The organism is Embleya sp. NPDC056575, assembly GCF_042793325.1.
Taxonomy (GTDB): Bacteria; Actinomycetota; Actinomycetes; order Streptomycetales; family Streptomycetaceae; genus Embleya.
On sequence record NZ_JBHTVA010000056.1, the window covers coordinates 35,618 to 62,452 of the forward strand.

A 26,835-nucleotide genomic window follows, 5' to 3' on the forward strand; every position below is an offset into this window, starting at 1 on the left:
GCGCCGGCTCCGACTCAGATCAGGCCCAGCTCGCGCACCGCGTCGCGCTCCTCGGCCAGCTCCTGCACCGAGGCGTCGATCCGCGCCCGGGAGAACTCGTTGACGTCCAGGCCCTGGACGATCTCCCACTTGCCGTCCTCGCAGACGACCGGGAAGGACGAGATCAGGCCCTCGGGCACACCGTAGGAGCCGTCCGAGACGACGCCCATCGAGGTCCAGTCGCCGTCGGCGGTGCCGTTGACCCAGGTGTGCACGTGGTCGATCGCCGCGTTGGCCGCGGACGCCGCCGAGGACGCGCCGCGCGCCTCGATGATCGCCGCGCCGCGCTTGGCGACGGTGGGGATGAAGGTGTCGGCGAGCCAGGTGCGGTCGTCGACCACCTCGGCGGCGTTCTTGCCGGCGATCTGCGCGTGGAAGATGTCCGGGTACTGGGTGGCCGAGTGGTTGCCCCAGATGGTCAGCTTCGCGATGTCGGTGACCGCGACGCCGGCCTTCTTCGCGAGCTGGGTCAGCGCGCGGTTGTGGTCCAGGCGGGTCATCGCGGTGAAGCGCTCGGCCGGTACGTCGGGCGCGTGCTGCTGCGCGATCAGCGCGTTGGTGTTGGCCGGGTTGCCGACCACGAGCACCTTGATGTCGTCCGCCGCGCCGGCGTTGATCGCCTCGCCCTGCGGCTTGAAGATGCCGCCGTTGGCGGCCAGCAGGTCGCCGCGCTCCATGCCCTTGGTACGGGGGCGGGCGCCGACGAGCAGCGCCACGTTGGCGCCGGCGAAACCGTCGGTCGGGTTGTCGAAGATGTCGATCCCGGCGAGCAGCGGGAACGCGCAGTCGTCGAGCTCCATCGCGGTGCCCTCGGCGGCCTTGACCGCCTGGGGGATCTCCAGGAGGCGCAGGCGGACCGGGGTGTCGGGGCCGAGCAGGTGACCGGAGGCGATGCGGAACAGCAGCGCGTAGCCGATCTGACCGGCCGCGCCCGTGACGGTGACGTTGACGGGGGTACGGGACATTGCGCGCGGGTCTCCTCTGCTGCGGCGGGATCCGACGCCGATGGCAGTCCGCCGGTAGCTCGGCATCGAGATACTTTTCGCGGCCACACTACCCCCGCCTCCGGGGCGGCTCGGCCACCCACCGGTGTGAGCTTCGCCCGGCCGCGCGTCTTGGCTCACCCGCCTCGCCGGGGTGCGTCGGATCCGCCGGTTTCCGTTTCGGCGGAACCGGCCGGTAGGTTCGTGACGGATCGAAGTCGCACGGCCTCGAAGGGTGATCCCGATGTGCATGTCACCGCACCGCGTCGCGTCGATCCCGGCGGCGGTGCCGGCGTCGGTGCCGGAACCCGCGCTCGTGCCGGTCGCGCCCGCGGTCGAGGGCGCGTCGGTCGACCCGATCGACGCGGTGGCGCTCGGCTGGGTCGACAACGCGGGCATCACCCGGGTCAAGACCGTTCCGTACTCCCGCCTGGACGCGGTCGCCGTGCACGGCGTGGGCTTCTCCCCCGTGTTCGACGTCTTCCTCGCCGACGACTCGATCACCGCGGGCAACCTGGTCGGCGGTCCGGCGGGCGATCTGCGCCTGGTCCCCGACCTGACGGCGCTGCGTCCGCTGGCCGCGCAACCGGGCTGGGCCTGGGCGCCCGGCGACCGCTACACCCAGGACGGCGTGCCGTACGCGGGCTGCCAGCGCACCTTCGCCCGGCGGATGGCCGCCCGCGCCGGGTTGCGCGGATTGTCGCTGCGGATGGGCTTCGAGGTCGAGTGGGTCACCGGTACCGAGGACGCGGCCGGCCGCTTCGTGCCCGCCTTCCACAAGGCCGCGTACGGGATGACCCGGGTGGTGCGGGTGTCCGCCCAGCTGCGCGAGCTGATCCGCGCGCTCGCCGCGCAGGACGTGCGCGTGTTGCAGGTGCATCCGGAATACGCGGCGGGCCAGCTGGAGGTGTCCGTCGCCCCGGAGGACCCGGTCGGCGCGGCGGACACCACGATCCTGGTGCGCGAGACGATCCGGGCGGTGGCCGCCCGGCACGGGCACGCGGTCAGCTTCGCTCCGTGCGTGGTGCCCGGCGAGGTGGGCAACGGCGCGCACCTGCACTTCTCGCCGTGGCGCGACGGGACGAACCTGTGCCACGGGGGTGAGGGGCCGCAGGGGCTGACCCGTGAGGGCGAGGCGTTCCTGGCCGGTGTGCTGCGCGAGTTGCCCGCGCTGCTCGCGATCGGCGCGCCCGGCGCGGCCAGTCATCTGCGTCTGGTCCCGGCCCAGTGGGCGGGGGTGTACCGCTGCTGGGGCCTGGAGAACCGCGAGGCCGCGATGCGGCTGGTCACCGGGATGGTGGGCGAGCGGCAGCACACCGCGAACGCCGAACTCAAGTGTTTCGACGCGACCGCCAATCCGTATCTGGTGGTCGGCACGGTGATCGCGGCCGGTCTGGCCGGTCTGGAGGACGGACTGCGGCTGCCGGTGGAGGTGCCGGGCGACCCCTCGACGGCCGGCGACGTACCGCGTCTGCCCGGCTCCCCCGCGGCGGCGCTGGCCGCCCTGGAGGCGAGCACGGTGCTGCGCGAGGCGCTGGGCGAGACCCTGTTCGACGCGATCACCGCGGTCCGCCGAGCCGAGATCACCCGCTCGGCCGGGATGACCCCGAGCGAGATCGCCGCCGAGGCGCGCCGGTTGTATTAGATCCGACCCGGCGCCCCCGGCGGGCCCACCGCGACTGGGCTAGCCGCCGGTGCGCTTGGGCACCCACGGCAGGTCGACCAGCGGTTCCGGGATGCTCAGCCCCAGGAGCAGGACCGCGCCGCCGAAGAACAGCAGCATGGCCACGTCGGTGAACCGGCTGCGAACCGCCAGCACCCCCACGTCGGACACGAACATCCGCAGCAGCGCGGCGACCAGGAAGGTCCCGGCGATCATCATCGCGGCGGGACGGAACCCGCTCAGCGCCGCGGTCAGCAGCGCGGCGAACAGGCAGCCGAAGACCACCGTCGCGGGCCACTCGCGCAGCCGCCCGGGGCCGCTCGGCGAGCCGCCGCCCTCGGGCGGGAAGGTGCCCGGGTCCTTCCTCCTGCCATCCCTGCGTCGCCCCCGAGTCGTTGCCACCACGTCCACCTCTCATCGACAGGGCGAGCGATGCCGCGACCGGCCCGGAGCGATGCGGCCCCGGGCCCGTCGCGGCCGGGTCACAGACCGGTGACCTGCCGCTCGGCGGCCTCGACGACGTTGGTGAGCAGCATCGCGCGGGTCATCGGACCCACCCCGCCGGGCATCGGGGCGACCCACGCGGCCTTCTCGTACGCCTCCGGGTGCACGTCGCCGACCAGGCCGTGCTCGGTGCGGGTGATGCCCACGTCGAGCAGCACCGCGCCGGGCTTGACCATGTCGGCGCTGATCAGTCCGGGCACCCCGGCGGCGGCGATCACGATGTCGGCCTGGAGCACGTGGAACGGCAGCTCCTTGGTGCCGGTGTGGCACAGGGTCACCGTGGCGTTCTCGGTCCGGCGGGTGAGCAGCAGGCCGATCGGGCGGCCGACGGTGACGCCTCGGCCGATCACGCACACCTCGGCGCCGTTGATCTCGATGTCGTGCCGGCGCAGCAGTTCCACGATGCCGCGCGGCGTGCACGGCAGCGGCGCCTCCTGGCCGAGCACCAGCCGGCCGAGGTTGGTCGGGTGCAGGCCGTCGGCGTCCTTGTCCGGGTCCATCAGCTCCAGGACCCGGTTGGCGTCCAGGTGCCGGGGCAGCGGCAGCTGCACGATGTAGCCGGTACAGGCGGGATCCGCGTTGAGTTCGCGGACCACGTCCTCGACCTGGTCCTGCGTCGCGTCGGCGGGCAGGTTGCGCTGGATGCTCGCGATGCCGACCTGGGCGCAGTCGCGGTGCTTGCCGCGCACGTACGAGTGGCTGCCGGGGTCGTCGCCCACGAGCACGGTGCCCAGACCCGGCGTGATGCCGCGGGCCTTCAGGGCCTCGGCCCGCACGGCCAGTTCGGCTTTGATGGCGGCGGCGGTGGCCTTGCCGTCGAGGATCTGCGCCTTCAAGTTGTCTCTCCTGGTCCACGGTTCCGGGCCGGTCGTTGCGATTGTCCCGTATCCGGGCCGGCCGTGCGGCGGCCCCCGTACAGCAGCCGCGCCGGCGGGGCCAGGATGCGCCGCCGGACGAAGGCGGGCAGGTGCCGGGCCGCCACCGGTTCGTTCGCGCGGGTGATCACCCGACCGAGCCGCTTGAGGTGTTGCCGCAATACCGGATACCCCCACAGGTCCGGGAGTTCGGGCAGGGTCGGGGGGCGGCGCTCCTCGGCGGCCGAGGCCAGTTCCTCGACGTAGGCGTCGAGTCGGGCCAGGTCGTCCTCGGGGATCGGCTCGGGCGGATCCGTGCGGTAGGTCTCGGGCGTGGTCATCAGCCGGTAGCCCAGGCGCTGGGCGGTGACGATGGCGGGCCACAGGCGTTCCGCGTCCAGGTGCCGGCCGGTGATCTCGCCGAGCGCGGACTCGTACACGCTCCACAGGTCGATCAGTTCGCGGCGGGCCGCCCGGCGGGTGCTGCCCCAGGCCGGATCGTCGACGATCTGCCCGGTGACGGTGGCGCGCAGCAACATCGCCTCGGCGCGGATGGCCCGGCCCAGCTGCCGGGGCAGCCGGGTGGCCGAGGCGCGCGGCCACAACACCAGGCTCGCGACCAGGCCGACCGCCAGGCCGAGCACGGTGTCGATCATCCGGGTGGCGGCCAGGTCGCCCACGTGCGCGCCGGGGCTGCCGGCGGCGGCCAGGAACAGGCCGACGGGGGTCACGCAGGCCGCGCCAACGGCGAGGTTGCGGGCGATCACCGTCTGGGTGGAGCCGAACAGCAGGGCGACGACGATCACCACCAGCCACTGGTCGGGCCGCAGGTCGTGGAAGAACAGCGCGATCACCGCGACGCCGAGCAGGGTCCCGATCGCCCGTTGCAGCACCCGGCCGAAGTCGAGCACGACATTGCCGCCCTGGAGCGCGGCACCGGCCGCGATGGCCACCCACACGGGGTGCACCACCGGCAGCAGCGCGGCGGCGAGCGCGGCCGAGCCGACGCCGAGGCCGGTGCGCAGCGCGGTCGGCGGCACCAGCGAGGACCGGTCGAACGCGGCGCGCAGCCGCTCGCCGGCGCTGGGCCGCCGGCCGGGGATGATCTCGCCCTCCTTGACCGCGGGTTGCCCGGCCGCCGCGGCGGCGGCCCGCAGCGCGGTGCGCAGCATGCGTTCGGCGTCGGTCTCGGTGTCGGCGAGCACCGCGGGCAGCACCGGGACGAGGGTGGGCCGCCCAACGGCGCCGGCCAGCGCGCGCACGGTCTCGATGATCTCCGCCGGCAGCGGCCGGTCCCGCTCGACGGCGAGCAGTTGGGCGGCCTGGAACAGGTCGAGCGCGCGTCGGCACAACACCCGGAGGCGGCGGGCCTCACCGGTGCGCCGGTTGCGTCTGGTGTCGGCGCGCAGCACGGTCACCCACGCGCTGTGCACGGTCTCGGAGGCGCGGTGCCGGGCGGCGTCGCTGGGCTGGTCGCCGATCGCGGCGAAGAAGTCGGCCAGCGCCTCGAAGCAGGCGGCGAGCGCCAGGTGCTCGGGGTGGCGCGGGCGCACCAGCCAGCCGGACATCGACACCAGCCAGGCCCCGGCGGCGCCCGCGAGCACGAGGGCGCCGCGTTCGAGCACCCGGTCGGGCTGGTGCGGCAGGAACGCGCCCATCGCGCAGACCAGGGTGAACATGTACCCGCCGGGACGGTCCACCTGGAGCGCGCCGCACAGGAAGGTGGCGACGCCGGCCACCACGGTGATCACCGGGACGTACAACAGCGGCGTGCCGGCCGCGAGCGAGCCCAGCATCAGCGACACGGCCAGGCCCAGACCGACCAGCGCGAGGGTGATGCCGCGACGCGCGTAGGGCTCCTTGGCCGCGTACAGGACGGTGTAGCCGCCGAGCGCGGCGAAGGTGGCGTCGCCGAGGCCGAGGGTGGCGGTGACGATCGCGAAGGGGATGCCGACGCCGAGCGCGGCGCGGATCCCGGCGGCCCAGGTGAAACCCTTCCCGGTGAGCGTGACCAGCGGCCTGATCTGGTTCTGCGGGCCCAGCTCCGGAGGATGCACCGCCGGGAACGGAGGCAACGTCGGCGGCCCGTTCGGGTCCGCCGAGGGCCCGGGCGGCAACGCGAGGGGTGCACGTTCCGGATGGGGTCCCGGGGTCGCCTGATCCTGCATGCTCCCATGCAACGCACGTTTCGCCGGGAATGCCAAGTCCCGCTCGCGCATGATCCCGCTCACCGAACCGGCCGGGACCTACCCGGCGCCAACCACTTCGGTATAAGGTGCCGCCTCCAATGGACTCTCGGGTCGTGGGGGCGACGCCGGGCTCGAATACGGCGCTCGCGCGTCGACATGCCCGGGGGTCACCGGCGTCGCGCACGGGTGTGCGCGCGTTCTCAGGGGAGAGTTCCAGATGTCCCAACCTCCGGGTCCGTACGGCCCGCCGCCCGGGTACGGCGCCGAGGGCCAAGGCGCGGGCTACGGCCAACAGCCCGGCTACGGTCAGCCCGCCTACGGCCAACCCGGCTACGGCCAACCGGCCTACGGCCAGCCCGATTACGGTCAGCAGGGCGGCTACGCCCAGCCGTACGGCTACGGGCCCCCGCAGAATCTCGGCGACTACTGCGCGAGCTGGGGGCGGCGCGTGGGTGGGGCGCTCCTGGACGGGCTCGTCATGTTGCCGGTGATGATCCCGTACTACATCGGGTTCGGGATGTACGTGAACAAGACCGAGACCACCAGCAACCTCGACGGCAGCGAGACGACCACCTACGACGGTGGGTCGGGTCCGATCGTGCTGATGGTCGTCGGCGGTGTGCTCTCGTTCCTGTTCGGTCTCTGGCAGCTCTACCGCCAGGGCAAGACCGGCCAGACGATCGGCAAGAAGGCGGTCGGGATCAAGGTGTTGCGCGAGCGGGACGGGATGCCGGCCGGCTTCGGCATGGCCTTCGTCCGCGCCATCGCGCACTTCCTCGACATCATCACGTGTTTCCTCGGCTTGTTGTGGCCGCTGTGGGACGACAAGAAGCAGACCTTCGCCGACAAGGTCTGCTCGACGGTCGTGGTCAAGGTCTGAGCACCCCCACCGACGCGCGCGAGGCGCGGCCCCGTTCGGGGTCGCGCCTCGCGTGTGTCCGGGGCCGGATCGGTGGGACCCGGTCGGTGGGGCCGGATCAGTGGAAGAAGTGCCGGGTCCCGGTGAAGTACATGGTGATGCCGGCCGCGCGCGCGGCCTCGACCACCTGCTCGTCGCGAACCGAGCCGCCCGGCTGCACGACCGCCTTGACGCCGCCCTCGATCAGCACTTCGAGGCCGTCGGGGAACGGGAAGAACGCGTCGGACGCGCCCACCGAGCCGGCCGCCCGCTCGCCGGCGCGCTGCACCGCGAGCCGGGCCGAGTCGACCCGGTTGACCTGGCCCATGCCCACCCCGACCGTCGCGCCGCCGGTCGCGAGCAGGATCGCGTTGGACTTGACCGCGCGTACCGCCCGCCAGGCGAACACCAGGTCGCGCAGCGTCTCGGTGTCGGCCGGCTCGCCGGTGGCCAGCGTCCAGGCGGCCGCGTCGTCGCCGGGTGCCTGGTAGCGGTCGGCGTTCTGGAGCAGCAGCCCGCCGTCGATCTGGCGGAACTCGACCGGCGTGGCGGGCGCCTCGGGCGCGCGCAGCACCCGGATGTTCTTCTTCCGGGCCAGCACCTCGACCGCGCCGTCCTCGTAGTCCGGCGCCACGATGACCTCGGTGAAGATCTCCGCGACCTGCTCGGCCATCGCCACGCTCACCGGCCGGTTGACCGCGATCACGCCGCCGAAGGCGGACAGCGGGTCGCTCGCGTGCGCCCGCAGGTGCGCCTCGGCGACGGTCTCGCCGATCGCGATGCCGCACGGGTTGGCGTGCTTGATGATCGCCACGCAAGGCTGCTCGTGGTCGTAGGCGGCGCGGCGGGCCGCGTCGGTGTCCTGGTAGTTGTTGTAGGACATCTCCTTGCCGTGCAACTGCTCGGCGCCGGCCAGGCCGCCGGTGCCGTCCACGTAGAGCGCGGCGGCCTGGTGCGGGTTCTCGCCGTAGCGGAGCACGTTCTCGCGGCGCCGCACCGAGCCGAGGAAGGCCGGGAAGCCCTCGTCGTCGGCCGGGGCGTAGCTGCTCGAGAACCAGGACGCGACCGCGACGTCGTACGCGGCGGTGTGGCCGAACGCCTCGCCCGCGAGCCGCTTGCGCTGCGCGAGGTCGAAACCGCCGGCCTCGATCGCGGCGAGCACGTCGGCGTAGCGGTCCGGGCTGGTCACCACGGCCACGGACGGGTGGTTCTTGGCCGCGGCACGCACCATCGAGGGCCCGCCGATGTCGATCTGCTCGACACACTCGTCCGGCGTGGCGCCCGACTCGACGGTCGCGGTGAACGGGTACAGGTTGACCACGACCAGGTCGAACGGCCGGATCTCCAGCTCGTCGAGCTGCCCGCGGTGCGACTCCAGGCGCAGGTCGGCGAGGATGCCGGCGTGTACGCGCGGGTGCAGCGTCTTGACCCGGCCGTCCAGGCACTCGGGGAAGCCGGTCAGCTCCTCGACCTTGGTCACGGGCACGCCCGCGGCGGCGATCCGGCCGGCGGTGGAGCCGGTGGAGACCAGTTCGACCCCGGCGGCGTGCAGGCCGCGGGCCAGCTCCTCCAGGCCGGTCTTGTCGTACACGCTGATCAGCGCGCGACGGATCGGGCGCAGCCCGTCCTGGTCGGCGGGGGTGGGGGTGGGGGCGGCGGAAGTCATGCGGGGATCCGGACCTTTCTTCCTTCGATGCGGTAGCCCTCGCGGGCCAGCCGGCCCACGACCTCGACGAGCAGGGTGCGCTCGACAGTCTTGATGCGCTCGTGCAACGCCTCGCCGCCGTCGGCGTGATCGCCGTCCTCGACCGCGACGACGCCCTGAGCGATGATCGGCCCGGTGTCCACGCCGGCGTCCACCAGGTGCACCGTGCAGCCGGTCACCTTGGCGCCGTACGCGAGCGCGTCCCGGACGCCGTGCGCGCCGGGGAACGAGGGCAGCAGTGCGGGGTGGGTGTTGACGGTGCGTCCCTCGAAGCGGGCCAGAAAACGCGGGCCCAGGATCTTCATGAAGCCGGCCGAGACGACCAGGTCGGGCTCGTACGCGGCGACCGCGGCGGCGAGCGCCGCGTCCCAGTCGGCCCGGGTGGGGTGGTCGGACACCCGCTCGACGAAGGTGGGCACGCCGGCGCGTTCGGCGCGGGCCGGCCCCGCGATGTTGTCGCGGTCGGCGCCCACGGCCACCACGCGCGCCCCGTACGCGGGATCCGCGCACGCGTCGAGCAGGGCCTGCAGGTTGGTGCCGGAGCCGGAGACGAGGACGACGAGCCGGGCCGGCCCGGGGGTGCGCGGGGCGTGAACGGCCACTGCTTTCAAGCTCTTTCCGGAAGGGAAGGGCGGGAGGGGCACCCAAGGGATTCGGGCTCTCGCCGGGATTTCGCACGGGTCCGGCGGGCGTTCCCCGACGGGAGGCGGGAACACGGAGCGGCGCCCGTACGTCGGCAACGATAGCGTCAGGGGGTAGGCAGTACCGAACCGGCGGGGTGCGATGCCATCGGCGGTGCCGGGCGCGATCCGGTCGACGGGCCCACGGGCCGCGGTCGACGGGGGCCTCCGGGCCCCGCGGACGCCGCCGCCCGGCTACGGTGCACCCCGCACACGTACGATCCTGGGAAGGGAATCCCGCGATCCGGCACGACGAGGGCAGGCAGAGGATGAGTACCGGCAACGAGACCGACGAGCGGGATCCCTACGCCCCGCCGCCGGAGGGTACGCCCGACCGCCCGCCGGCCGCCCCGTGGAACGTGCCCGGCAACGGGCGAGGGGACGGCAACGGAGGCAACCGACAGGGCCGCGAGGACCGGCCGCAGCGGGCGCCGCGCGAGCCGCGCGAGCAGCCCGACCCGAAGGACGTCCGGGTCCGCAACGCGCGCCTGGCGCTGTGGGCGGGGGTGTGGGCGGTGTTCTTCGCCCTGTTCTTCCCGTCCGACCTGGGCCTGGTGCTCGGCGTGGTGCTGGGTGTGGCCGCCCTTGCACTCGGCATTCGCACCGTCCGCGGCACCACCCCGGCCACCGCCGGGCCGCGGATCGAGGAGGGCCCGGGCGGCACCGCCCGGCACCCGGGGCACGCCCCCGGCGGCCCGGCCCACCGGCCGCGCGTGCGCCGGCCGGCCCGCGCCCGCTCGGGCGCCGCGCTCGCGGGTCTGGTCACCGGCGCGATCGCGGTGGTCTACGTGCTGGGTGTGTGGACCTTCGAGGCGGTCAACAAGGACTACTACGACTGCATGGACAGCGCGCTCACCAAGACGGGCGAGCAGCGCTGCCTGGACAAGCTGCCGGACCGGTACCACTGGGTCGTGGACGGCACGTTCTAGGGCTCCTGCCGGGTTCGGGGCTCGGTCCTCCGGGGGTCGGAGTCTCGGGGCTCGAAGTTGCGGGGCTCGGCGTTTCGGGGCTTCGTGTTTCGGGGTCTCGTGTTTCGGGGCTTCGTGTTTCGGGGTTCCGCGGATTCGAGGAGCGGGTGCGCTCCCGCGTCGGTCGGGTCGGGATGGAACGAGGCGAGGGCCGTCTCCGCTGCGGCGGGGGCGGCCTTCGCGCTTTCCGGGGTCCGCGGGCTCGCCGGGCGCTCCGGGCGCTCCGGGCTCACGGGGGTCGTCGCGTCGTCCGGGCCGGGCGAGTCCGCCGGGCCTCTCGGGGTCTCCCGGCCGCGCCACCAGGTGGCGGCCAGGGCGGCGGGGGCGGCGACCAGGGCGATCTCGACGGTGAGCGCGGCGGCGGTGCGCCATACGTTCGGGCCCAGGTCGGCGAGGTTGGCCAGGCCGGCCGTGCCGGTGGCCAGCCGGGTCGAGGCGAGGGCGAGCAGGCCGACGCCCACACCGGCGCCGACCGCGTGCGCGGTGACCGGGAGCCAGGACCGGGGCGGCTCGGCGCGGGCCGCGAAGCAGCCCGCCACGACGCCCGCGAGCACCGGAAGCACCGCGGGCGCCCATGCGGTGGAGGGCATTGTCGCGGGGCCCGGCAGGGCGGCGAGCAGCGGCAGCGTGGGCAGCGTGCCGAACGTGCTGCCGGTGGGCGCGATGGTGGTGGCCGCACCCAGCACGAAGCCGGTACCGGCCGCGTAGCACACCGCCCACACGATCGCGTTGGGCACCAGGGCCGCGCACAACACGGCCAGCGCCGCGAAACCGACCGCGTCGTTCGTGGTCAGCTTCAGGGCCAGGCGGATCTGGCCCGCGTGGGCGAACAGACAGACCAGAACCAGCAGCGCCCCGCCCGCCGCGAGCACCGCGGCCGAGGCCAGACCGGCGCGGATCGCGGGCACCCGGACCAGGATCGGGCCGAACGCGCCCAGCACACCCGCGGCCAGGACACCGATCCCGGCGACCGCGACCGTGTCCGGGACCGGCCGCACGCTCGCGGTGCCGACACCTGCGGCCACCGCGTACATCAGGCCCGTGTACACCGGCACCTGCGCCGCGAGCACGAGCACGGTCCCGGCGACGCCGTCGGCGAGCCGTCGGCCCATCCGGCACAGCAGCCAGATCAGCGGGACGGTCAGACCGAGCGGGGCGAGCCGCAGCGGCACCACGGTCACGATCGGCGCGACGGAGCCGGTGGCGACGTGGCTGGTCTCCACGACCTCGAAGCCGACGTGATGCGCGGCGAGCCAGATCCCGCCGACCACGCGCAGCAGCGCCTGGGGGTGGTCGAAGCTGCCCGAGCCGGCGCCGCAGGTGGCCACGATCAGGACCAGCAGGGCGACCGTGCCGAGCCCGGCCGCGGCCACGAGCAGCGCGGACACCGCGCCTCGGGCCAGCGCCTGGGCGATCCGGGCGGTGTCGGGACGGTGCCCGGCGAGGGTGCGCAGGGCCGCCACGCCGGGCGGCGTGGACCACGCGGGCAGCGCCGAACCGGTGGGCGCGGGCGGGCCCCAGGGGCGGGCGGGCGGCGGTTCGCAGGCGTCGGGGATCTCGACCGGGGCGAGCGCGGGGAGGGCGTCCGGGGGGCGGTCGGGCCTGGGCGGAACGACCGGGGGCGGGGCATCGGGGCGCGGGGGCGCCGCCGGGGGTTCGTAGGCCGTTTCCGGTGCCTCGGGTGCCGCCGACGGCGCGTGCGCCGTGTCCGGTGCCGCCGGGGGTTGCCGCGGCGTCTGCGCCGGCGTGTCGTGGGTGTGTACCGCGTCGGCTGCTCGGGCCGGCTCCGCCGTCTCGTCGGCCGAGGTGGGGGGCGTGCTCGACGGCGCGGACGGCTGCTCGAAGGCATGCTCGAAGGGCCCGGAGCCGGGCTGGAGCAGGCTCTCCACGCCGGCCCACGGGCCGGCTCGGACCACCGCCCAGGGCGCCGACGATCCGTGCTCGGTTTCCGGCATTTCGGTCACGATCCCCATGCTGCCCGCGCGACCGTGATCCGAGCCGCATATGCCTGCCGGGCGGGGCAAGACACCCCATTTGCTCGATCACAAGCATTTAATATGCATTTTCGGTCGACCCTCGGGTACCTCAGCCCCTCATGGGCATCGACGACGAGCACACGGTCCCGCGCGCGAGCGCCCCGGGGTTCGACGCCCTGGTCGCGGCGACCGCCCCCGACATCGCGCGCTACACGTTCGTGTTGACCGCGAGTCCCGCACGAGCCGCGCACGTGACCCGGCACACCTTCGCCCGGGTCTGGCGCGACCTGCCGGACGCGGCGGACACCCCGGCCGACGCCGCCTACGTACGCACGGTCGCCGGCGACCTCGCGCTGAGCCGCCGGTTCCTGGTCCGCCGGGCGCTGTGGCGGCTCGTACCGCACCCCGACCTCACCGCCCGGGTGGTCCCGCACGCCGACGACGACACGCGGCGCGACCAGGACGTCGCGCTCCTGCGCGCGCTCCAGCGGGTGCCCGCGCACCGGCGCCGGGTCTTCGTCCTGCGGCACCTGTTCGGGATGTCCCCGGAGCAGGTGGCGGCCGAGACCGAGGCGACCACCGAGGTGACCCGGATCCGGCTGATACACGCCCACGAGGACCTCGCCGACCGGATCCCGGCGATCACCGGCCCGTCGCCGAACTGTGCCGAGGCACACGCGTTCCTGAGCACGCTCACCCGCGACCTGGCCGCCCGCCACGCGCCGCACGTCCCCCAAGCCCACGCCGCGCGCGTGGGCAGCCGGGCGCGCACCGCGACGCTGGTCACCGTGGTGGTCGCGGCGATCCTGGCGCTCTTCGTGGCCGCGCTCCCCCGGCTGCTCACCCCGGGCACCTCCCGCGACTCGCGCGCGGGCGACCGGGTACGGCCGCTCACCGGCCCGGAGGTGGCCCGCCCGGCGCCGCCGATGCCCGCGAGGGCGCCCGCGGCGGCGGACGAGACCCCGTCGGCGCCCGCGGCACGCACGGAGGCGCCGACCGAGGCTCCGACCGCGCCCGAGGCTCCCGCGCCGCGGTCCCCCGCGCCGCCCGCGGACGGGCGACCGGCCCTCGGCGTGGCGCCGGCCCCCGCCGCCCCGGAGCGGCTCGCGCCGCTGATTCGACCCGCGACGCCCACCGGTGCCCGGACCACGGCCGGAACGGCGGACGACCTACGAGCGCGCACGGGGGCCGCGGCGACCGGGCCGGGCACGCTGCTGGCCCCGGAGTGGGCCTTCGTCCTCGACACGAGTTGCGTGAACAACGGGCTGCGCCGGCCGGCGTCGCCCTGACCGGCCGGGGAAGGCACGACGCCCCGCATCCCACCGGAAAACGGTGGGGCGCGGGGCGTCGTCGGTGACCGGGTGGGTCAGCCGGCCATGATCTCGCGCATCAGGCGCGCCGTCTCGGACGGCGTCTTGCCGACCTTGACGCCGACGGCCTCGAGCGCGTCCTGCTTGGCCTGCGCGGTGCCCGAGGAGCCCGAGACGATGGCGCCGGCGTGGCCCATGGTCTTGCCCTCGGGGGCGGTGAAGCCCGCGACGTAGCCGACGACCGGCTTGGTGATGTGCTCGGCGATGTAGGCCGCGGCACGCTCCTCGGCGTCGCCGCCGATCTCGCCGATCATCACGATCGCGTCGGTGTCCGGGTCGTCCTGGAACGCCTGGAGGCAGTCGATGTGCGTGGTGCCGATGATCGGGTCGCCACCGATGCCGACGGCGGTCGAGAAGCCGATGTCGGCCAGCTCGTACATCATCTGGTAGGTCAGCGTGCCCGACTTGGACACCAGACCGATCCGGCCGGGCTTGGTGATGCTGGCCGGGATGATGCCCGCGTTGGACTGACCGGGGGTGATCAGGCCGGGACAGTTCGGGCCGATGATCCGGGTCTTGTTGCCCTTGGCGCCGGCGAGCGCCCAGAACTGCGCGGTGTCGTGCACCGGCACGCCCTCGGTGATCACCACGGCGAGGCCGATGCCGGCCTCGATCGCCTCGACCACGGCGTCCTTGGTGAACTTCGGCGGCACGAAGACCACGGTGACGTCGGCGCCGGTGGCCTCCATGGCCTCGGCCACGGTGCCGAATACCGGTACCTCGGTGCCGTCCACGTCGACCGTGGTGCCGGCCTTGCGCGGGTTCACGCCACCGACGATGTTCGTCCCGGAGGCGAGCATCCGGTGGGTGTGCTTCATCCCCTCGGATCCGGTCATGCCCTGGACGATGACCTTGCTGTCCTTGGTCAGGAAGATAGCCATGCTGGGTCGGTCTCCCTTACTTCGCGGCAGCGAGCTCGGCGGCCCGCTCGGCCGCGCCATCCATGGTGTCCACCTGCTGGACCAGCGGGTGGTTCGCGTCGGTCAGGATCTGCCGACCCAGCTCCGCGTTGTTGCCGTCCAGTCGCACGACGAGCGGCTTGGTGACCGCCTCGCCCTTCTGCTTCAGCAGTTCGAGCGCCTGCACGATGCCGTTCGCGACCGCGTCGCACGCGGTGATGCCGCCGAAGACGTTGACGAAGACCGACTTGACGTCGGCGTCGCCCAGGATGATCTCCAGGCCGTTCGCCATCACCTCGGCGGACGCGCCGCCGCCGATGTCGAGGAAGTTGGCGGGCTTGACGCCGCCGTGGTTCTCCCCGGCGTACGCGACCACGTCGAGCGTGGACATGACCAGGCCCGCGCCGTTGCCGATGATGCCGACCGAACCGTCGAGCTTGACGTAGTTCAGACCCTTGGCCTTGGCCGCCGCCTCCAGCGGGTCGGCCGCGTCCTTGTCCTCGAGCGCCTCGTGGTCGGGGTGACGGAAGTCGGCGTTCTCGTCGAGCGAGACCTTGCCGTCCAGCGCGATGATCTTGCCCTCTTCGGACTTGATCAGCGGGTTCACCTCGACAAGCGTGGCGTCCTCTTCGACGAAGACGGTCCACAGCGTCTTGAGGGTCGCGACGATCTGGTCGTGCAGCTCGGCCGGGAACTTCGCCGCCTCGACGATCTCGCGGGCCTTGGCCTCGGTCACGCCCTCGATCGCGTCGACCGGGATCTTGGCGAGCGCGTCGGGGTTCTCCTCGGCGACGACCTCGATCTCGACACCGCCCTCGACGGACGCCATCGCGAGGAAGGTGCGGTTGGTGCGGTCGAGCAGGAACGAGACGTAGTACTCGTCCACCGGCTTGGCCAGCCCGGCCAGCATGACCTTCTTGACGATGTGGCCCTTGATGTCGAGGCCGAGGATCTGCTCGGTCTTCTCGACGACCTCGTCGGTGCTGAAGGCCAGCTTCACGCCGCCGGCCTTGCCGCGGCCACCGACCTTCACCTGAGCCTTGACGACGGCCTTGCCGCCCATACGCTCGGCGGCGGCCCGTGCCTCCTCCGGCGTGAAGACGACTTCACCGGGCAGAACCGGCACACCGTGCTTAGCGAAGAGATCCCTCGCCTGGTACTCGAACAGGTCCACGCGGGTCCGTCCTTGTGATCGCGATCGGATATGCGGAACATGCGCAGCCGCGTCCGTCGTCGCGCAGGTCCGGCAGGCTCGCCCCCGGTTCCGGTGGACGGCGTCCGCACGCGTAGCTGATCCGCCTTGCAGGCTATCGGGCACAGGTGCCAGGCCCGAATCAGGGTCTGGGTCCCGCTCCCGGTCTCTTCTCGACGACGGCGGCACCGCGCGTCGAGATCCGCCTGTTTGCGCCTGTTCCACCGTGACACAGGGAACACACCAAAACGGACAGTGACCACGCAATGTGGCCGACGCCACGCCGAACGCCGCGGCTGCCGATCACCCCCGGCCGAAACCCCGACGCCCGAGCGCACGGACGGTCGGTCTTCCTATGGCCTCGGGATCGGGAGGGGCAGGCCCTGGAGCGCGGCGGCCATCACCTCCGGGAACAGGTCGGGGGTGCAGGCGAAGGCGGGGCTGCCGAGCGCGGACAGGGCCGCGGCGTTGGTGTGGTCGTAGGCCGGGGCACCCTCGTCGGAGAGGGCCAGCAGGGTGACGAAGGTGGTGCCGGCGGCCCGCATGCTCGCCGCGCGGCGGACCATCTCGTCCCGCACGCCGCCCTCGTACAGGTCGCTGATCAGCACGACGACCGTCTCCGTCGGGCGGGTGATCAGCGACTGGCAGTAGGTCAGCGCGCGGTTGATGTCGGTGCCGCCGCCGAGGCGGGTGCCGAAGAGCACGTCGACCGGGTCGCTCAGCCGGTCGGTCAGGTCGACCACGCTCGTATCGAAGACCACCAGCGAGGTCCGCAGCGCGTGCATCGAGCCGAGCACCGCGCCGAACACCGACGCGTAGACCACCGAGGCCGCCATCGAGCCGGACTGGTCGACGCACAGGATCACGTCCTTGTGCACCCCGTGCCGCCGGCGCCCGTAGCCGACCAGGCGCTCCGGCACGATCGTGCGGTGCTTGGGCTGGTAGTGGCCGAGGTTGGCCCGGATCGTGGCGTTCCAGTCGATGTCCCGCGGGCGCGGGCGGTGCACCCGGGTCGAGCGGTCGAGCGCGCCTGTGACCAGGCTCGTGGTGCGTTGCGCGACCCGGCGCTCCAGGTCGTCGACGACGCGGCGGACCACCGCGCGGGCGGCCTCCTTCGTCGCCTCGGGCATCAGCGCGGTGAGCGCGAGCAGGGTGCCGACCAGGTGCACGTCGGGTTCGACCGCGGCCAGCATCTCCGGCTCCAGGAGCAGCCGGGTCAGGTCGAGCCGCTCGATCGCGTCCTGCTGGAGGATGCTCACCACGCCCGCCGGGAAGTAGGCGCGGATGTCGCCGAGCCAGCGGGCCACCGACGGCGCGGAGGCACCGAGGCCGGCGGCGCGCGGCCCGGTCGCCCGGCGGCTGCCGCGCGGGGCCTGGGTCTCGGGGCGGTACAGCGCGCTCAGCGCCTGGTCGATCCGGGCGTCGTCGCCGGTGAGCCCGTGGCCGGTGCCGTCGGGTTCGCCGCCGAGTACCAGGCGCCAGCGGCGCAGTCGTTCGTCGTCGGCCTCGCTCGTCACGGGGTCACCTCCCGGTGCGCCAGGCCCAGGATCCCGGCCAGCAGTGGCAGTACGGCGTCGGCGCGCGCGCCGTCGAAGTGCTCGGCGGTGGCGATCGGGACGGCGGCCCGCGCCGGGGTGCGGATGCGCTCGCCGAGCAGCCGGCGCTCGGGCGCGGCGAAGCCGGCGAAGGTGCGGCGCAGCAGCGGCAGGATCTCCACGAACAGTTCGTCGGGGGTGCCGGTGATCCAGGCGTCGACCAGGTCGAGGAGTCCTTCGTCGTGGATCAGCAGCATGCCGCCGCCGGCCAGGAATCCCTCGATCCAGGCCGCCGATTCGCGATGCGGGACGCCCCGGGTGAGGGCGCGGGCCAGACGGGGCGCGGCGTCCTCCCGCGCGAGGCGGCCCCGGTCGAGCAGCAGGCGGGTGGCCCGGCCGGTGAGCAGGCCGGGCAGGTCCTCCCGGTCGGCGAGCCGCCGCAGGGTGGCGTACCACTCGTCCTGCCGACGCTCCGGCAGCAGTTGTACGGCGGCGTGCACGTCGTCGAGGCGACGGCGCATCGCGGCGGCGCCGTCGTGGTCCAGTCCGGCGCAGGCCGCGGGCAGCCCGACGCAGATCCGGACCACCAGGCCGGTCACGACGGTGTCGAGCGCCGAGGTGTCGGTGCCCCGGACGTCGCCGTAGCGCAGTGCCCGCACCAGTCCCGGGAGCGCGTCGGCGAGCCGGCCGACGTCGGCGTCCAGCGCGGCGCGCCGGTCGAGCACCCGCATGATCACCGGCAGCGCGTCGGGCAGGTCGGCGCGCAGGCAGCGTTCGGCGACCTCGGTGACGTCGGCGAGCGATTCGGCCCGGATCGCCAGGTCGCTCGCGCGCGCCTCGGCCGCGGCGACCACGGTGGTCCCCCACACGCCCGCCTCGGCCACCCGGATCGCCAATTCCGGCTGCCAGTCCAGGCGCCAGGTCTCGCGGAAGGTGCCCCGGCTCTCCCGACCCGGGACCGGCACGCCCCAGGCGACGTCGAGCAGGGCGAGCCGGTTGAGCAGTCGGCTGCGGTCGGCGTGCGAGTCCTTGCGCAGGTCGAGTTCCAGTTCGCGGGCGGCGGGCTCGGGCCGCAGCCGCAGTCGGCGCTGCTCGCGGGTGAGGTCGCGCTGGAGCGGTACGGCGGGCACCGTCGGCGGCACCTCGCCGATCACGTCGCCGACCACGAGGGCGTCGTGCACCAGCGCGAGCGGCCCGGTGACGCCGTCGCACATCACCGCGCGGACCGCTTCGAGGGTCTCGTCCAGACCGGCCAGCGGTCGTCCGCGCAGCGCGGCGAGCGCGTCGGCGTGCCGGGTCGCCTCGATCACATGCGCGGAGGAGACCGGGTGGCCCGCCTCCCGGAGCAGCGTGGCGATCCGGACGAACCAGCGGGGCAGCGGGTCGGGCTCGGCGGCGGTGTCGAACAGGTGCCGGTACCAGCCCGGGGACGCGACCCCGGCCCCGTAGCCGGAGCTCTGTGCGAGGCGCTGGTGGGTCCACGGCACCCACGTGGTCTCGACCTTGACCGCGGCCCGGTGCGGCGCGAGCAGCGCGCGATCGGCGGCGGCGGAGGGCGGGTCGGCGAGCGCGGGCACGTGCCAGGCGCCGCACACCACGGCGATCCGGGTGTGTCCGGCCCGGCGCGCGGAGCGGACGCACTGGCGCATGTACGCCTCGCGCAGCCGTTCGATGTCGGGCTCGGCGGTCGGGCCCGGGTCGACGGCGGGCCGCTCGTCCTCGCGCAGCGCGGCCATCGCCTCCGCGAGCGCCGCGAAGGGCCGCAGCGGGTCGTCGGCGGGCGGGCGGTGCTCGATCACGTCCTCCCACCAGTGCTCGGCGTCGTCGCGACCGGCCAGTCGGGCCAGCGCGGCGATCGGGTCCACCGGGGGCGGGACGGGCTCGGCCGGCTCGTCGCCCCCGCGCTCGCGGCGGGCCCGGTCGAGGGTGAAGGACACCGCGACCGGCAGGTCGATGAACCGGACCGGGACGCCGTGCCCGCTCGCGTGGGTGATGGCCACCCACTCGGGGCTGAAGTCGGCGTACGGCCAAAAGCCGGCCTGCGCGGGATCGTCGACCGCGTGCGCGAGCAGCGCGACGGGCGGACGCAGGCCCGGCTCGGCGGCGAAGGACAGCAGGGGGTCGGCCTCGGGCGGACCCTCGATCAGCACGATGTCGGGCCGCAGCCGGGCCAGCGCGGCGCCGACCGCCCGGGCCGAGCCGGGGCCGTGGTGCCGCACGCCGAGCAGGGTCGGTCGCGCGGCCGGGGGCCGCGCCATCAGGCCGGGTCCGCGTCGCGGCAGGCCCGGTAGAAGTCCTGCCAGTCGGCGCGCGGGCGCACCGCGGTCTCCAGGTATTCGCGCCAGACCAGGGTGTCGGCGGCCGGGTCCTTGACCACCGCGCCCAGGATCCCCGCCGCCACGTCGGCCGAGCGCAGCACACCGTCGCCGAAGTGCGCGGCGAGCGCGAGGCCGCCGGTGACCACGGAGATCGCCTCGGCGGTGGACAGCGGCCCGGACGGGGTCTTCAGCCTGGTCCGCCCGTCTTCGGTGAGGCCGGCGCGCAGTTCGCGGAACACCGTGACCACACGCCGCAGTTCGGCCTCGGCACCGGCCACCGGCGGCAGTTCCAGGCCCGAGCCGAGCTGGGCCACCCGGCGGCTGACGATCTCCACCTCCGCGTCGGCGGTCGCGGGCAGCGGGAGCACCACAGTGTTGAACCGGCGGCGCAGGGCCGAGGAGAGTTCGTTGACCCCGCGGTCGCGGTCGTTGGCGGTGGCGATCAGGTTGAACCCGCGCACCGCCCGCACCTCGTCGTTCAACTCCGGTATGGGCAGGGTCTTCTCGGACAGGATGGTGATCAGCGAGTCCTGCACGTCGGCCGGGATGCGGGTCAACTCCTCGACCCGGGCGAGCAGTCCGCGGCTCATCGCGCGCATCACGGGGCCGGCGACCATGGCCGCGCGACTGGGCCCGTGCGCGAGCAGTCGGGCGTAGTTCCAGCCGTAGCGGACGGCCTCCTCGGGGGTGCCGGCGGTGCCCTGGACGAGCAGCGTGGAGTCACCGCACACGGCGGCGGCCAGATGCTCCGACACCCACGTCTTGGCCGTGCCCGGCACGCCGAGCAGCAGCAGCGCGCGGTCGGTGGCCAGCGTGGTGACGGCGACCTCGACGATCCGGCGCGGTCCGATGTACTTGGGCGAGATCACCGTGCCGTCGGGCAACGTGCCGCCGAGCAGGTAGGTGGCCACCGCCCACGGCGACAATTTCCACCGCGGCGGCCGGGGCCGCTCGTCGGCGGCGGCGAGCGCGGCCAACTCCCCCGCGAACGCGTCCTCCGCGGGCGCCCGAAGCACACCCTGATCGACCCGCGCACCCGATTCGGCAGACACGCCCACCACGGCTCCCCCAGCGCTCGAACAAACCCGAACAGGGACAAGTCTGCCGCCCGGGTCCGACACGCCGAGGCGCCGAGGGGGTCAGAGGTGATCGAGCAAAAACGCGGTCTCGATGGTCGCGTCGAACGGCTCGGGCAGCCGCACCGGACGTCCGGCTCGCACTCGTTCGGTGAACGTGTAGCGCCCGTCGACCGGCTCGAAGCACACGATCACCTCGTGCTCCCGCCGATCGACGATCGCCGTCACCGGTACTTTGGCGCGCGCGTATTCGTCGGGCTTCTCCCGCAGATCGATTCGGCGGGTGCCGCCCGAGGTCACCTCGACGAACATCCGGACTCCGGAGGCGGACATCGCGTGCCCGTCCCGGAATTCGGCTTTCCTGCGCGGAGCGAGAACCACGAGGTCGGGTGTGCGCTCGGTACCGATTCCCACCACGAACGCAATGCCTTCCAGCACGAGCACCCCTGCCGGAGGCAACGGTTCGAGCGCGTGCCGCGGACCCGTGAGGATCCGGGCGTGTTCCCGGTCCGGCGATGCCTGCACGACCGGACCGGCCGTCGATGCCTCCCACCGCACGCCCTCGGGAAACTCGCCCGCGACGAGGCCCGTCGATGCGGACATCGGACGAACACGTGGAAAACATGCCGCCCGCACCGTCGCCACCGCCCCTCCGCGCGAGGACGGATCGGCTCAGCCGTCGAGGAGTTCCGCGCGCATCGTCGCGCGGTAGCGCAGGGTCGCGGCCAGCGTCCGGAAGGCCTTGGGCCATTCGCCCTCGCCCTCGGCGAGGCGGTCCACGCGGTCGACCATCGACGGGTCCAGGCCGCGGCCGGCCACGTCGCGCGCGCCGCTGAAGCTCCAGGGGTACGCGCCGGACTCGGCCGCCGTGGCGAAGGCGTCCAGGACCGCGTCGCCCAGGGGGAGCGGCCACGGGGTCGGGCAGTTGGTGAGCAGTTGCAGGGCCTCGGACAGCCCGTGCGCGGCGATGTGGCGGGCCACGTGGTCGGCGCACTCGGCCGGCGGCAGCACGGTGAGCAGGCGGGTGGGCGCACCGCGGCCGGCCAGCGCCCGGGCCCAGTCGACGTCGCGCTGGAGCACCGCCGCGCGGGCCCACCCCTCGCGGACGTCCTCGGCGAACCGGCGTGGCAGCGCACGGGCCGCGATCTCCTCGGGGTTCGCCCCGAACACCTCCCGCCACACCGACAGCGGCGTGGCCGCGACGACCTCGCCCAGCCACCACGAGTGGTCCTCGCGTCCGGTCGGCGAGGACCGGTCGATGCCGTCCCGCACCATCGCCTCGTCGCACTCGCCCGGCGGCACCACCAGGATCCGCCCCGCGCCGTCGGGCCGCAGGCAGGCCCGGCCCCGCGCGCTCATCCGGGCCACGAACGCCGATCCGGGCAGCGCGCCGAGGCGTCGCGCCGCGGCGACCCGGACCACCTTGGCCCGATTGTCCAACGCCGCCTCCAGGAACGCCTCGTCGTCCGCCGTCGCCCCGGTGCCCAGTGCCTCGACGAACACCGCGCGGTCCTCGGCCGGTTCGGCCCGCCAGGTCCGGGCCAGCAACTCCCTGGCGCCGTCCGGGTCCGCCGCCCGCAACACCGCGAACGCGGCCAGCCGCTCGCCGAATCGGCCGTGCCGCCACAGGTCGATCGGGTCGTCGGGATCCCCGGCCGCGATCCGGGTCAGCCAGGCCCACTCCGGGTTGAGCCCGGCCAGCCAACGCCCCCTCGGCCCGGCGAGGTCGGCCACGATCGCCCGCAGGTCGGTGCGCGAGCGGGCCGCGGTCAACAGGGCCGGCAGTTCGGACTCGGGCGCCCGCAGGCCGGCCGTCCGGGCCAGGGCGAGCCATTCCGGCAGGAAGTCCATCCCGTCGCCTTCGAGCAGGATCCGCAGCCGCACCCGGGCCCGCTCCGGTACGGACGGTCGCGGGTCCACCTCGGCGCACGGCTGAGGCGGCGCGCCCGCGGGGGCCCGTCGGCCCGCCCGCCGGTGCACCATCACGATCGCCGCCAGGTCGAGCAGCCGCACCGCCTCGTCGGTCCGGTCCACGCGCGCGGCCAACTCGCCCAGCGCGCCCTCGGCGGGCCGTTCCGCGGCCCTGCGCCGCCCGGTGCCCACCAGTGCCGCCGACACCAGGTCGTCCCACACCGGATCCGCGACCCGCATCCGAACTCCCCTTCCACACATGGCGATCGGCCGCCGAGGATCGGCGACGGCGTCGATCCTCCGACCCGATCGGGCCGGTTACGGCGGACCGATGACAGCGAGCGGGCTACCGCGGACCGACTACAGCGGGACGGCCTGGCCCTCGTGCCACGCGGTCACCGGGACGAATCCGCGTGCGCCGTACTCGCCGAACACGGTCAGCCCCGTGCCGCCGGACATCGCGGACAACCGCCACAGCGCCTGTTCGCCGGTCCGGGTCCGGTCCACCGGCAGCCAGAACCCGTCCGCGCCGGCGATCCGCCACCCCATCGGCTCCGGCACCGCGACCACGTCGGCGAGCACTACCGGCCACGCCTCCAGCCAGGGCTCGCGGCGCAGCGCCTCGGCGTAGGCCAGGGTCGCCTCCTCGGGCCCCACCCCGGCCGGCTCCGCCCCGGGGGCCGGCTCACCGGTCCGCTCGCCCAGCGCCACCCGCAGCGGCACCGCGTCGTCGTGGAAGGCCGCGTCGGCCTCGATGGTGCGCCCCACGGGCAGGGTCAACCGCGGCGCGCGCCCCTGCGGCCCGAAGGCCAGCACCAGCGCGGGCCGGCCCGACCCGGTGCCGCGCAACCAGATCCGCCGCTCGGTCAGTGCGCCGTCGACGCTGTCCCGACTGCCGAGCACCAGCCATCGATCGTGCACCGCGGTGCCCCGGGCCCGCGCCGCCCGCAGCACGTCCTCCGCGTCCACGGTCCAGCCGATGCGCGCCCGCAGTCCGGCCACCAGGGACGGATCCAGGTCGTCGGCGTGTTCGTGGGCGCGCAGGAGCAGCCACAACTCGGCGTATTCCTCCAGCAGTCGGCCCGGCCAGCCCTCCGCCCCGGACGCGGGTATCGCGCCCGCCGCGCGCAATCGGGCGGCCAGGCCCGGAGCCTTGGCGTCGACCATACGCTCCGCGATGCCGTCCCACATCGCGTATCCCTCACGCTCGGTGCCCGCCAGGCCCTGGTGCACCCGATCGGCCAACCACCGGCGCAACCGCTCGGTGCCCTCGGCGACTTCGGCCGCCCGCCGCTCGGCCCGCCGCCGGGCCGCGGCGGGATCGGCCAGACCGGCCCGCTCACGCCGCCCGGCCGCCGGGGCGTCGACCCACTCGGGCACGCTCGCCCCGACCGGCACCGCGGCCGGATCGTTCGCCCACAGGAGCAACAGGCCGAGGGCGTGTACGCAGGGAAAGCCCGGTCCGGGACACGAACATCGCCCCGTGGGACCGGCGGGATCGACCACCGTGCGGTAGGCCGTCGCGCCGCCGACCGACCCCCAGATCGGGCCGCCCGCGGCCGTCGAGGCACCGGTGGCCGACCACGACTCCGGTCTCGCGAGGGCGCTCCCGGCCGTGCGTGCTGCGGCGTCGGGGGCCAGTGCCAACACCCGTTCCGCGGTCCACCGTTGCTGCATGACGGCCACGGTACGGGCCCGCACCGACACGTGTGTGCGAGCCCGTCGCACCCGCGGAGAGCGGCGGGCCGAATGTCCGGATCCGAGCGAGGTGCCCGGTCAGGCGGCGGTGGTCGCCACGTGTGCGCGCACCCAGTCGACGATGTCGGTGGTCGGCGCGCCCGGGGTGAACACCGCCGCGACACCGATCCGCCGCAGCTCGGGGACGTCCTCCTCCGGGATGATCCCGCCGCCGAACACCAGGATGTCCTCGGCCTCGCGCTCCTTGAGCAGTTCGATCACCTTGGCGAACAGCGTCATGTGCGCGCCGGAGAGCACCGACAGACCGATCGCGTCGGCGTCCTCCTGGATGGCCGTCTCGACGATCTGGACCGGGGTCTGGTGCAGCCCGGTGTACACCACCTCGAAGCCCGCGTCGCGCAGTGCGCGCGCGACCACCTTGACCCCACGATCGTGTCCGTCGAGCCCGGGCTTGGCCACGACGATCCTGATCGGTCCGGGAACACCCATCACTGCCTCCATGTACATAGCGAAGCCCTCGCCCGGAGCGTAACCCCCGCTCGGTCGGCGCACGGGCGGCGGTCGAGCGCGTGCGCCCGGACGGGTGCCGCCGAGGCGGACCTCGCCCCCCGCCCGGCCGTCTGACCTGCGGTTCCGATCGCGAGGATTGTCCTGTGAACGTCAAGGGAGCTACAGTCCGTTTCCGACCGGCCCCCGAAACGTAAGGCGACGTAGGTGACGGACGTTCGCTACCCGAGTGCGGAGCAGCAGGCTCGCCACGGGTCGGACACCGAGGGTGCGTATTCCCCCTACGGCTCGTCCGACCCGGCCCACGGCGGCTACGACCAGGGCTACGGGTACGGCGCGAACACCTACTCGGCCGACCCGAGCGGCGGTTGGCCCGCGGTCGACGCATCGGGTGGCTGGGGTGTACCGGCACCCGCGTACGACGGATACGACACCGGAACCGGCTACCCCGCCGCGGCCGGCTACGCATCCGGCGGGTACGCCGCCGTCGACCACTCCGGCACGCAGTACTCCGCCGTCGGCTACGACACGACGGGCCAGGGCACGGGCGGCTACGACACCTCGGGGTACCAACCCGCCTACGACGCCTCGGGCTACGTCCAGGTGCCGGGCCACGACGGCTACACCGGGGCCTACGACGCCTCCGGCGGCCATGCCGCGACCGGCGCCTACGGCTACCCCGCGGTCCAGGACACCGGTTACGGCACGCAGACGCAGGCCTGGGCGGTCACCGACACCGCGGTACAGGAGCCGGCGCCGGCCCCGTACGTCGACCCCGCGTGGGACGGCGGCTCGAACACCGGCATGTGGTACGCCGCTTCGGACACCGCCGCGTGGGAGTCGGACACCTGGTACTCCCCCGTCCCGGTGCGCGACGACGCCGACAAGTGGTCGGGCGGCAATCGCTCGACGACGGACCTGTTCGACGACGGCGGCACGCGTGCGCCGGTCGAGCCCGCGTTCGATGTCGACGACCATGACGTCAGCGTGCCGGCCCGCACCGACACCGGGGCCGACGCGGACGACGCGCGCGACGAGCGGCGGGTCGAGCCGGCCGGCAAGCCGAAGGCCAAGGCCGCCAAGGAGGCCGAAAAAGCCGAGGAGTCCGCCGACAAGGCCCGGGTGAAGCGCAAACGCGCGTTCCCGCTCACCGCCGGCGCCCCCCTCGCCGTGATGGGCGCGGCGGCGATGGCCGTCGCGGCGGTCGGCGGCCTGCACACCGCGGGCGCCGAGACCAAGGACGCGGACCCGGTGGCCGGCGGCGAGGACCTGCCGCTGATGTCGCCGATGGACAAACAACTGGTGGATCTCCAGGTCGGCGCCGAGGACTTCGCCGAGCGCGCCAGTCGCGCGCAGGCCCGGGTCTCGCTCCAGGAGCGCCAGGAACAGGCCCAGCAGGACCAGGAAGCCGAGCGCAAGCGCCGGGAGTCCCTCAGGCCCAAGTACGTGCTCCCGGTCGCCCAGAAGGGCCTCAGCGCCTATTTCGGGTCCTCGGGCTCGCGCTGGGCGCACACGCACACCGGCATCGACTTCCCGGTGGACCTGGGCACCCCGGTGCTCGCGGTGATGGACGGCGTGGTGCGCACGCAGGTGAACACGGCGTACGGGAACATGGTGATCCTGACCGGCAAGGACGGCACCGAGACCTGGTACTGCCACCTGACCCGGGCCAAGATCCGCTCCGGTCCGGTCAAGGCGGGCGACGTGATCGCCTACAGCGGCGACACCGGCAACAGCACCGGTCCGCACCTGCACTTCGAGGTCCGCCCCGGCGGCGGCGCCCCGATCAACCCGCTGCCGTGGCTGCGGGCGAACGGCCTCGACCCGACCTGAGCCCGACGCGCGTCGCGGATCCGGGATCTATCGTGGA

Annotated in this window: 21 protein-coding genes; 5 read left to right on the plus strand and 16 right to left on the minus strand. The window is 74.1% G+C overall.

Features of this window, described 5'->3' with window-relative positions; translation table 11 throughout:
• Positions 1 to 14: 14 nt before the first annotated feature.
• Positions 15 to 1,004: a malate dehydrogenase gene (locus ACFRCG_RS34700; RefSeq protein WP_380038913.1), complete on the minus strand. Its 990-nt coding sequence runs from the start codon at positions 1,002 to 1,004 to the stop codon at positions 15 to 17.
• Positions 1,005 to 1,272: 268 nt separating this feature from the next.
• Here ACFRCG_RS34700 and ACFRCG_RS34705 point away from each other — a divergent pair, with 268 nt between their 5' ends.
• Positions 1,273 to 2,667 carry a glutamine synthetase gene (locus ACFRCG_RS34705; protein ID WP_380038915.1) on the plus strand — a complete coding sequence of 465 codons (1,395 nt, stop codon included), beginning with the start codon at positions 1,273 to 1,275 and terminating at the stop codon, positions 2,665 to 2,667.
• 39 nt (positions 2,668 to 2,706) lie between these two features.
• Here the strand turns inward: ACFRCG_RS34705 and ACFRCG_RS34710 are convergent, their stop codons facing one another.
• From ACFRCG_RS34710 to ACFRCG_RS34720, 3 genes are all read right to left on the minus strand, one after another.
• On the minus strand, positions 2,707 to 3,087 hold the full coding sequence (locus tag ACFRCG_RS34710; RefSeq protein ID WP_380038917.1) for a DUF3017 domain-containing protein: 381 nt from the start codon (positions 3,085 to 3,087) through the stop codon (positions 2,707 to 2,709).
• Between the two features lie 80 nt (positions 3,088 to 3,167).
• A complete protein-coding gene (locus ACFRCG_RS34715) occupies positions 3,168 to 4,025 on the minus strand; it encodes a bifunctional methylenetetrahydrofolate dehydrogenase/methenyltetrahydrofolate cyclohydrolase (protein ID WP_380005283.1) in 858 nt (285 codons plus the stop codon).
• Positions 4,022 to 6,100, minus strand: a complete 2,079-nt coding sequence (locus ACFRCG_RS34720; protein WP_380038919.1) for an FUSC family protein — start codon at positions 6,098 to 6,100, stop codon at positions 4,022 to 4,024. The genes ACFRCG_RS34715 and ACFRCG_RS34720 overlap by 4 nt, the downstream gene beginning before the upstream one ends.
• Positions 6,101 to 6,449: 349 nt before the next feature.
• Here ACFRCG_RS34720 and ACFRCG_RS34725 point away from each other — a divergent pair, with 349 nt between their 5' ends.
• Positions 6,450 to 7,112 (plus strand): RDD family protein, encoded by a 663-nt coding sequence (locus tag ACFRCG_RS34725; protein ID WP_380038921.1) that lies wholly within the window; start codon positions 6,450 to 6,452, stop codon positions 7,110 to 7,112.
• A 97-nt stretch (positions 7,113 to 7,209) separates the two neighbouring features.
• On the opposite strand, the gene purH is transcribed toward ACFRCG_RS34725, so the two are convergent.
• Positions 7,210 to 8,796 (minus strand): bifunctional phosphoribosylaminoimidazolecarboxamide formyltransferase/IMP cyclohydrolase, encoded by a 1,587-nt coding sequence (gene purH, locus ACFRCG_RS34730; RefSeq protein WP_380038923.1) that lies wholly within the window; start codon positions 8,794 to 8,796, stop codon positions 7,210 to 7,212.
• A complete protein-coding gene (gene purN / locus ACFRCG_RS34735; protein WP_380005291.1) occupies positions 8,793 to 9,437 on the minus strand; it encodes a phosphoribosylglycinamide formyltransferase in 645 nt (214 codons plus the stop codon). The genes purH and purN overlap by 4 nt, the downstream gene beginning before the upstream one ends.
• A 347-nt stretch (positions 9,438 to 9,784) precedes the next feature.
• Between purN and ACFRCG_RS34740 the strand changes: the two genes are divergently transcribed.
• Positions 9,785 to 10,444 (plus strand): hypothetical protein, encoded by a 660-nt coding sequence (locus ACFRCG_RS34740; protein ID WP_380038925.1) that lies wholly within the window; start codon positions 9,785 to 9,787, stop codon positions 10,442 to 10,444.
• Here ACFRCG_RS34740 and ACFRCG_RS34745 read toward each other — a convergent pair.
• Positions 10,441 to 12,438, minus strand: coding sequence for a DUF6350 family protein (locus ACFRCG_RS34745; protein ID WP_380038967.1), 1,998 nt, complete (start codon positions 12,436 to 12,438; stop codon positions 10,441 to 10,443). The genes ACFRCG_RS34740 and ACFRCG_RS34745 overlap by 4 nt on opposite strands.
• 140 nt (positions 12,439 to 12,578) lie before the next feature.
• Here ACFRCG_RS34745 and ACFRCG_RS34750 point away from each other — a divergent pair, with 140 nt between their 5' ends.
• The gene (locus ACFRCG_RS34750) at positions 12,579 to 13,748 is read left to right on the plus strand and encodes an RNA polymerase sigma factor (protein ID WP_380038927.1); all 1,170 of its coding nucleotides are present in this window, start codon (positions 12,579 to 12,581) and stop codon (positions 13,746 to 13,748) included.
• A gap of 77 nt (positions 13,749 to 13,825) precedes the next feature.
• Here ACFRCG_RS34750 and sucD read toward each other — a convergent pair whose 3' ends face one another.
• The 9 genes from sucD to ACFRCG_RS34795 form a co-directional block, all read right to left on the minus strand.
• Entirely contained in the window at positions 13,826 to 14,710 is an 885-nt protein-coding gene (gene sucD / locus ACFRCG_RS34755) for a succinate--CoA ligase subunit alpha (protein WP_126637535.1), read from the minus strand.
• A 16-nt stretch (positions 14,711 to 14,726) separates the two neighbouring features.
• The gene (gene sucC, locus ACFRCG_RS34760) at positions 14,727 to 15,902 is read right to left on the minus strand and encodes an ADP-forming succinate--CoA ligase subunit beta (protein WP_078975664.1); all 1,176 of its coding nucleotides are present in this window, start codon (positions 15,900 to 15,902) and stop codon (positions 14,727 to 14,729) included.
• A 371-nt stretch (positions 15,903 to 16,273) separates the two neighbouring features.
• The gene (locus ACFRCG_RS34765; RefSeq protein WP_380038929.1) at positions 16,274 to 17,437 is read right to left on the minus strand and encodes a VWA domain-containing protein; all 1,164 of its coding nucleotides are present in this window, start codon (positions 17,435 to 17,437) and stop codon (positions 16,274 to 16,276) included.
• Complete coding sequence (locus tag ACFRCG_RS34770) at positions 17,434 to 19,713, minus strand: DUF5682 family protein (RefSeq protein WP_380038931.1); 2,280 nt, start codon at positions 19,711 to 19,713, stop codon at positions 17,434 to 17,436. Before ACFRCG_RS34770 ends, ACFRCG_RS34765 begins: the two co-directional genes overlap by 4 nt.
• Complete coding sequence (locus tag ACFRCG_RS34775; RefSeq protein WP_380038933.1) at positions 19,713 to 20,825, minus strand: AAA family ATPase; 1,113 nt, start codon at positions 20,823 to 20,825, stop codon at positions 19,713 to 19,715. The genes ACFRCG_RS34770 and ACFRCG_RS34775 overlap by 1 nt, the downstream gene beginning before the upstream one ends.
• An 87-nt stretch (positions 20,826 to 20,912) precedes the next feature.
• Positions 20,913 to 21,452 (minus strand): Uma2 family endonuclease, encoded by a 540-nt coding sequence (locus tag ACFRCG_RS34780; RefSeq protein WP_380038935.1) that lies wholly within the window; start codon positions 21,450 to 21,452, stop codon positions 20,913 to 20,915.
• Positions 21,453 to 21,521: 69 nt separating this feature from the next.
• Entirely contained in the window at positions 21,522 to 23,000 is a 1,479-nt protein-coding gene (locus ACFRCG_RS34785; RefSeq protein WP_380038937.1) for a DUF5691 domain-containing protein, read from the minus strand.
• 120 nt (positions 23,001 to 23,120) lie between these two features.
• Complete coding sequence (locus ACFRCG_RS34790; protein ID WP_380038939.1) at positions 23,121 to 24,437, minus strand: SWIM zinc finger family protein; 1,317 nt, start codon at positions 24,435 to 24,437, stop codon at positions 23,121 to 23,123.
• Between the two features lie 99 nt (positions 24,438 to 24,536).
• Positions 24,537 to 24,947, minus strand: a complete 411-nt coding sequence (locus ACFRCG_RS34795; RefSeq protein ID WP_078975670.1) for a cobalamin B12-binding domain-containing protein — start codon at positions 24,945 to 24,947, stop codon at positions 24,537 to 24,539.
• A 225-nt stretch (positions 24,948 to 25,172) separates the two neighbouring features.
• Here ACFRCG_RS34795 and ACFRCG_RS34800 point away from each other — a divergent pair, with 225 nt between their 5' ends.
• Entirely contained in the window at positions 25,173 to 26,798 is a 1,626-nt protein-coding gene (locus ACFRCG_RS34800; RefSeq protein ID WP_380038941.1) for a peptidoglycan DD-metalloendopeptidase family protein, read from the plus strand.
• The last annotated feature ends 37 nt before the right edge of the window (positions 26,799 to 26,835 follow it).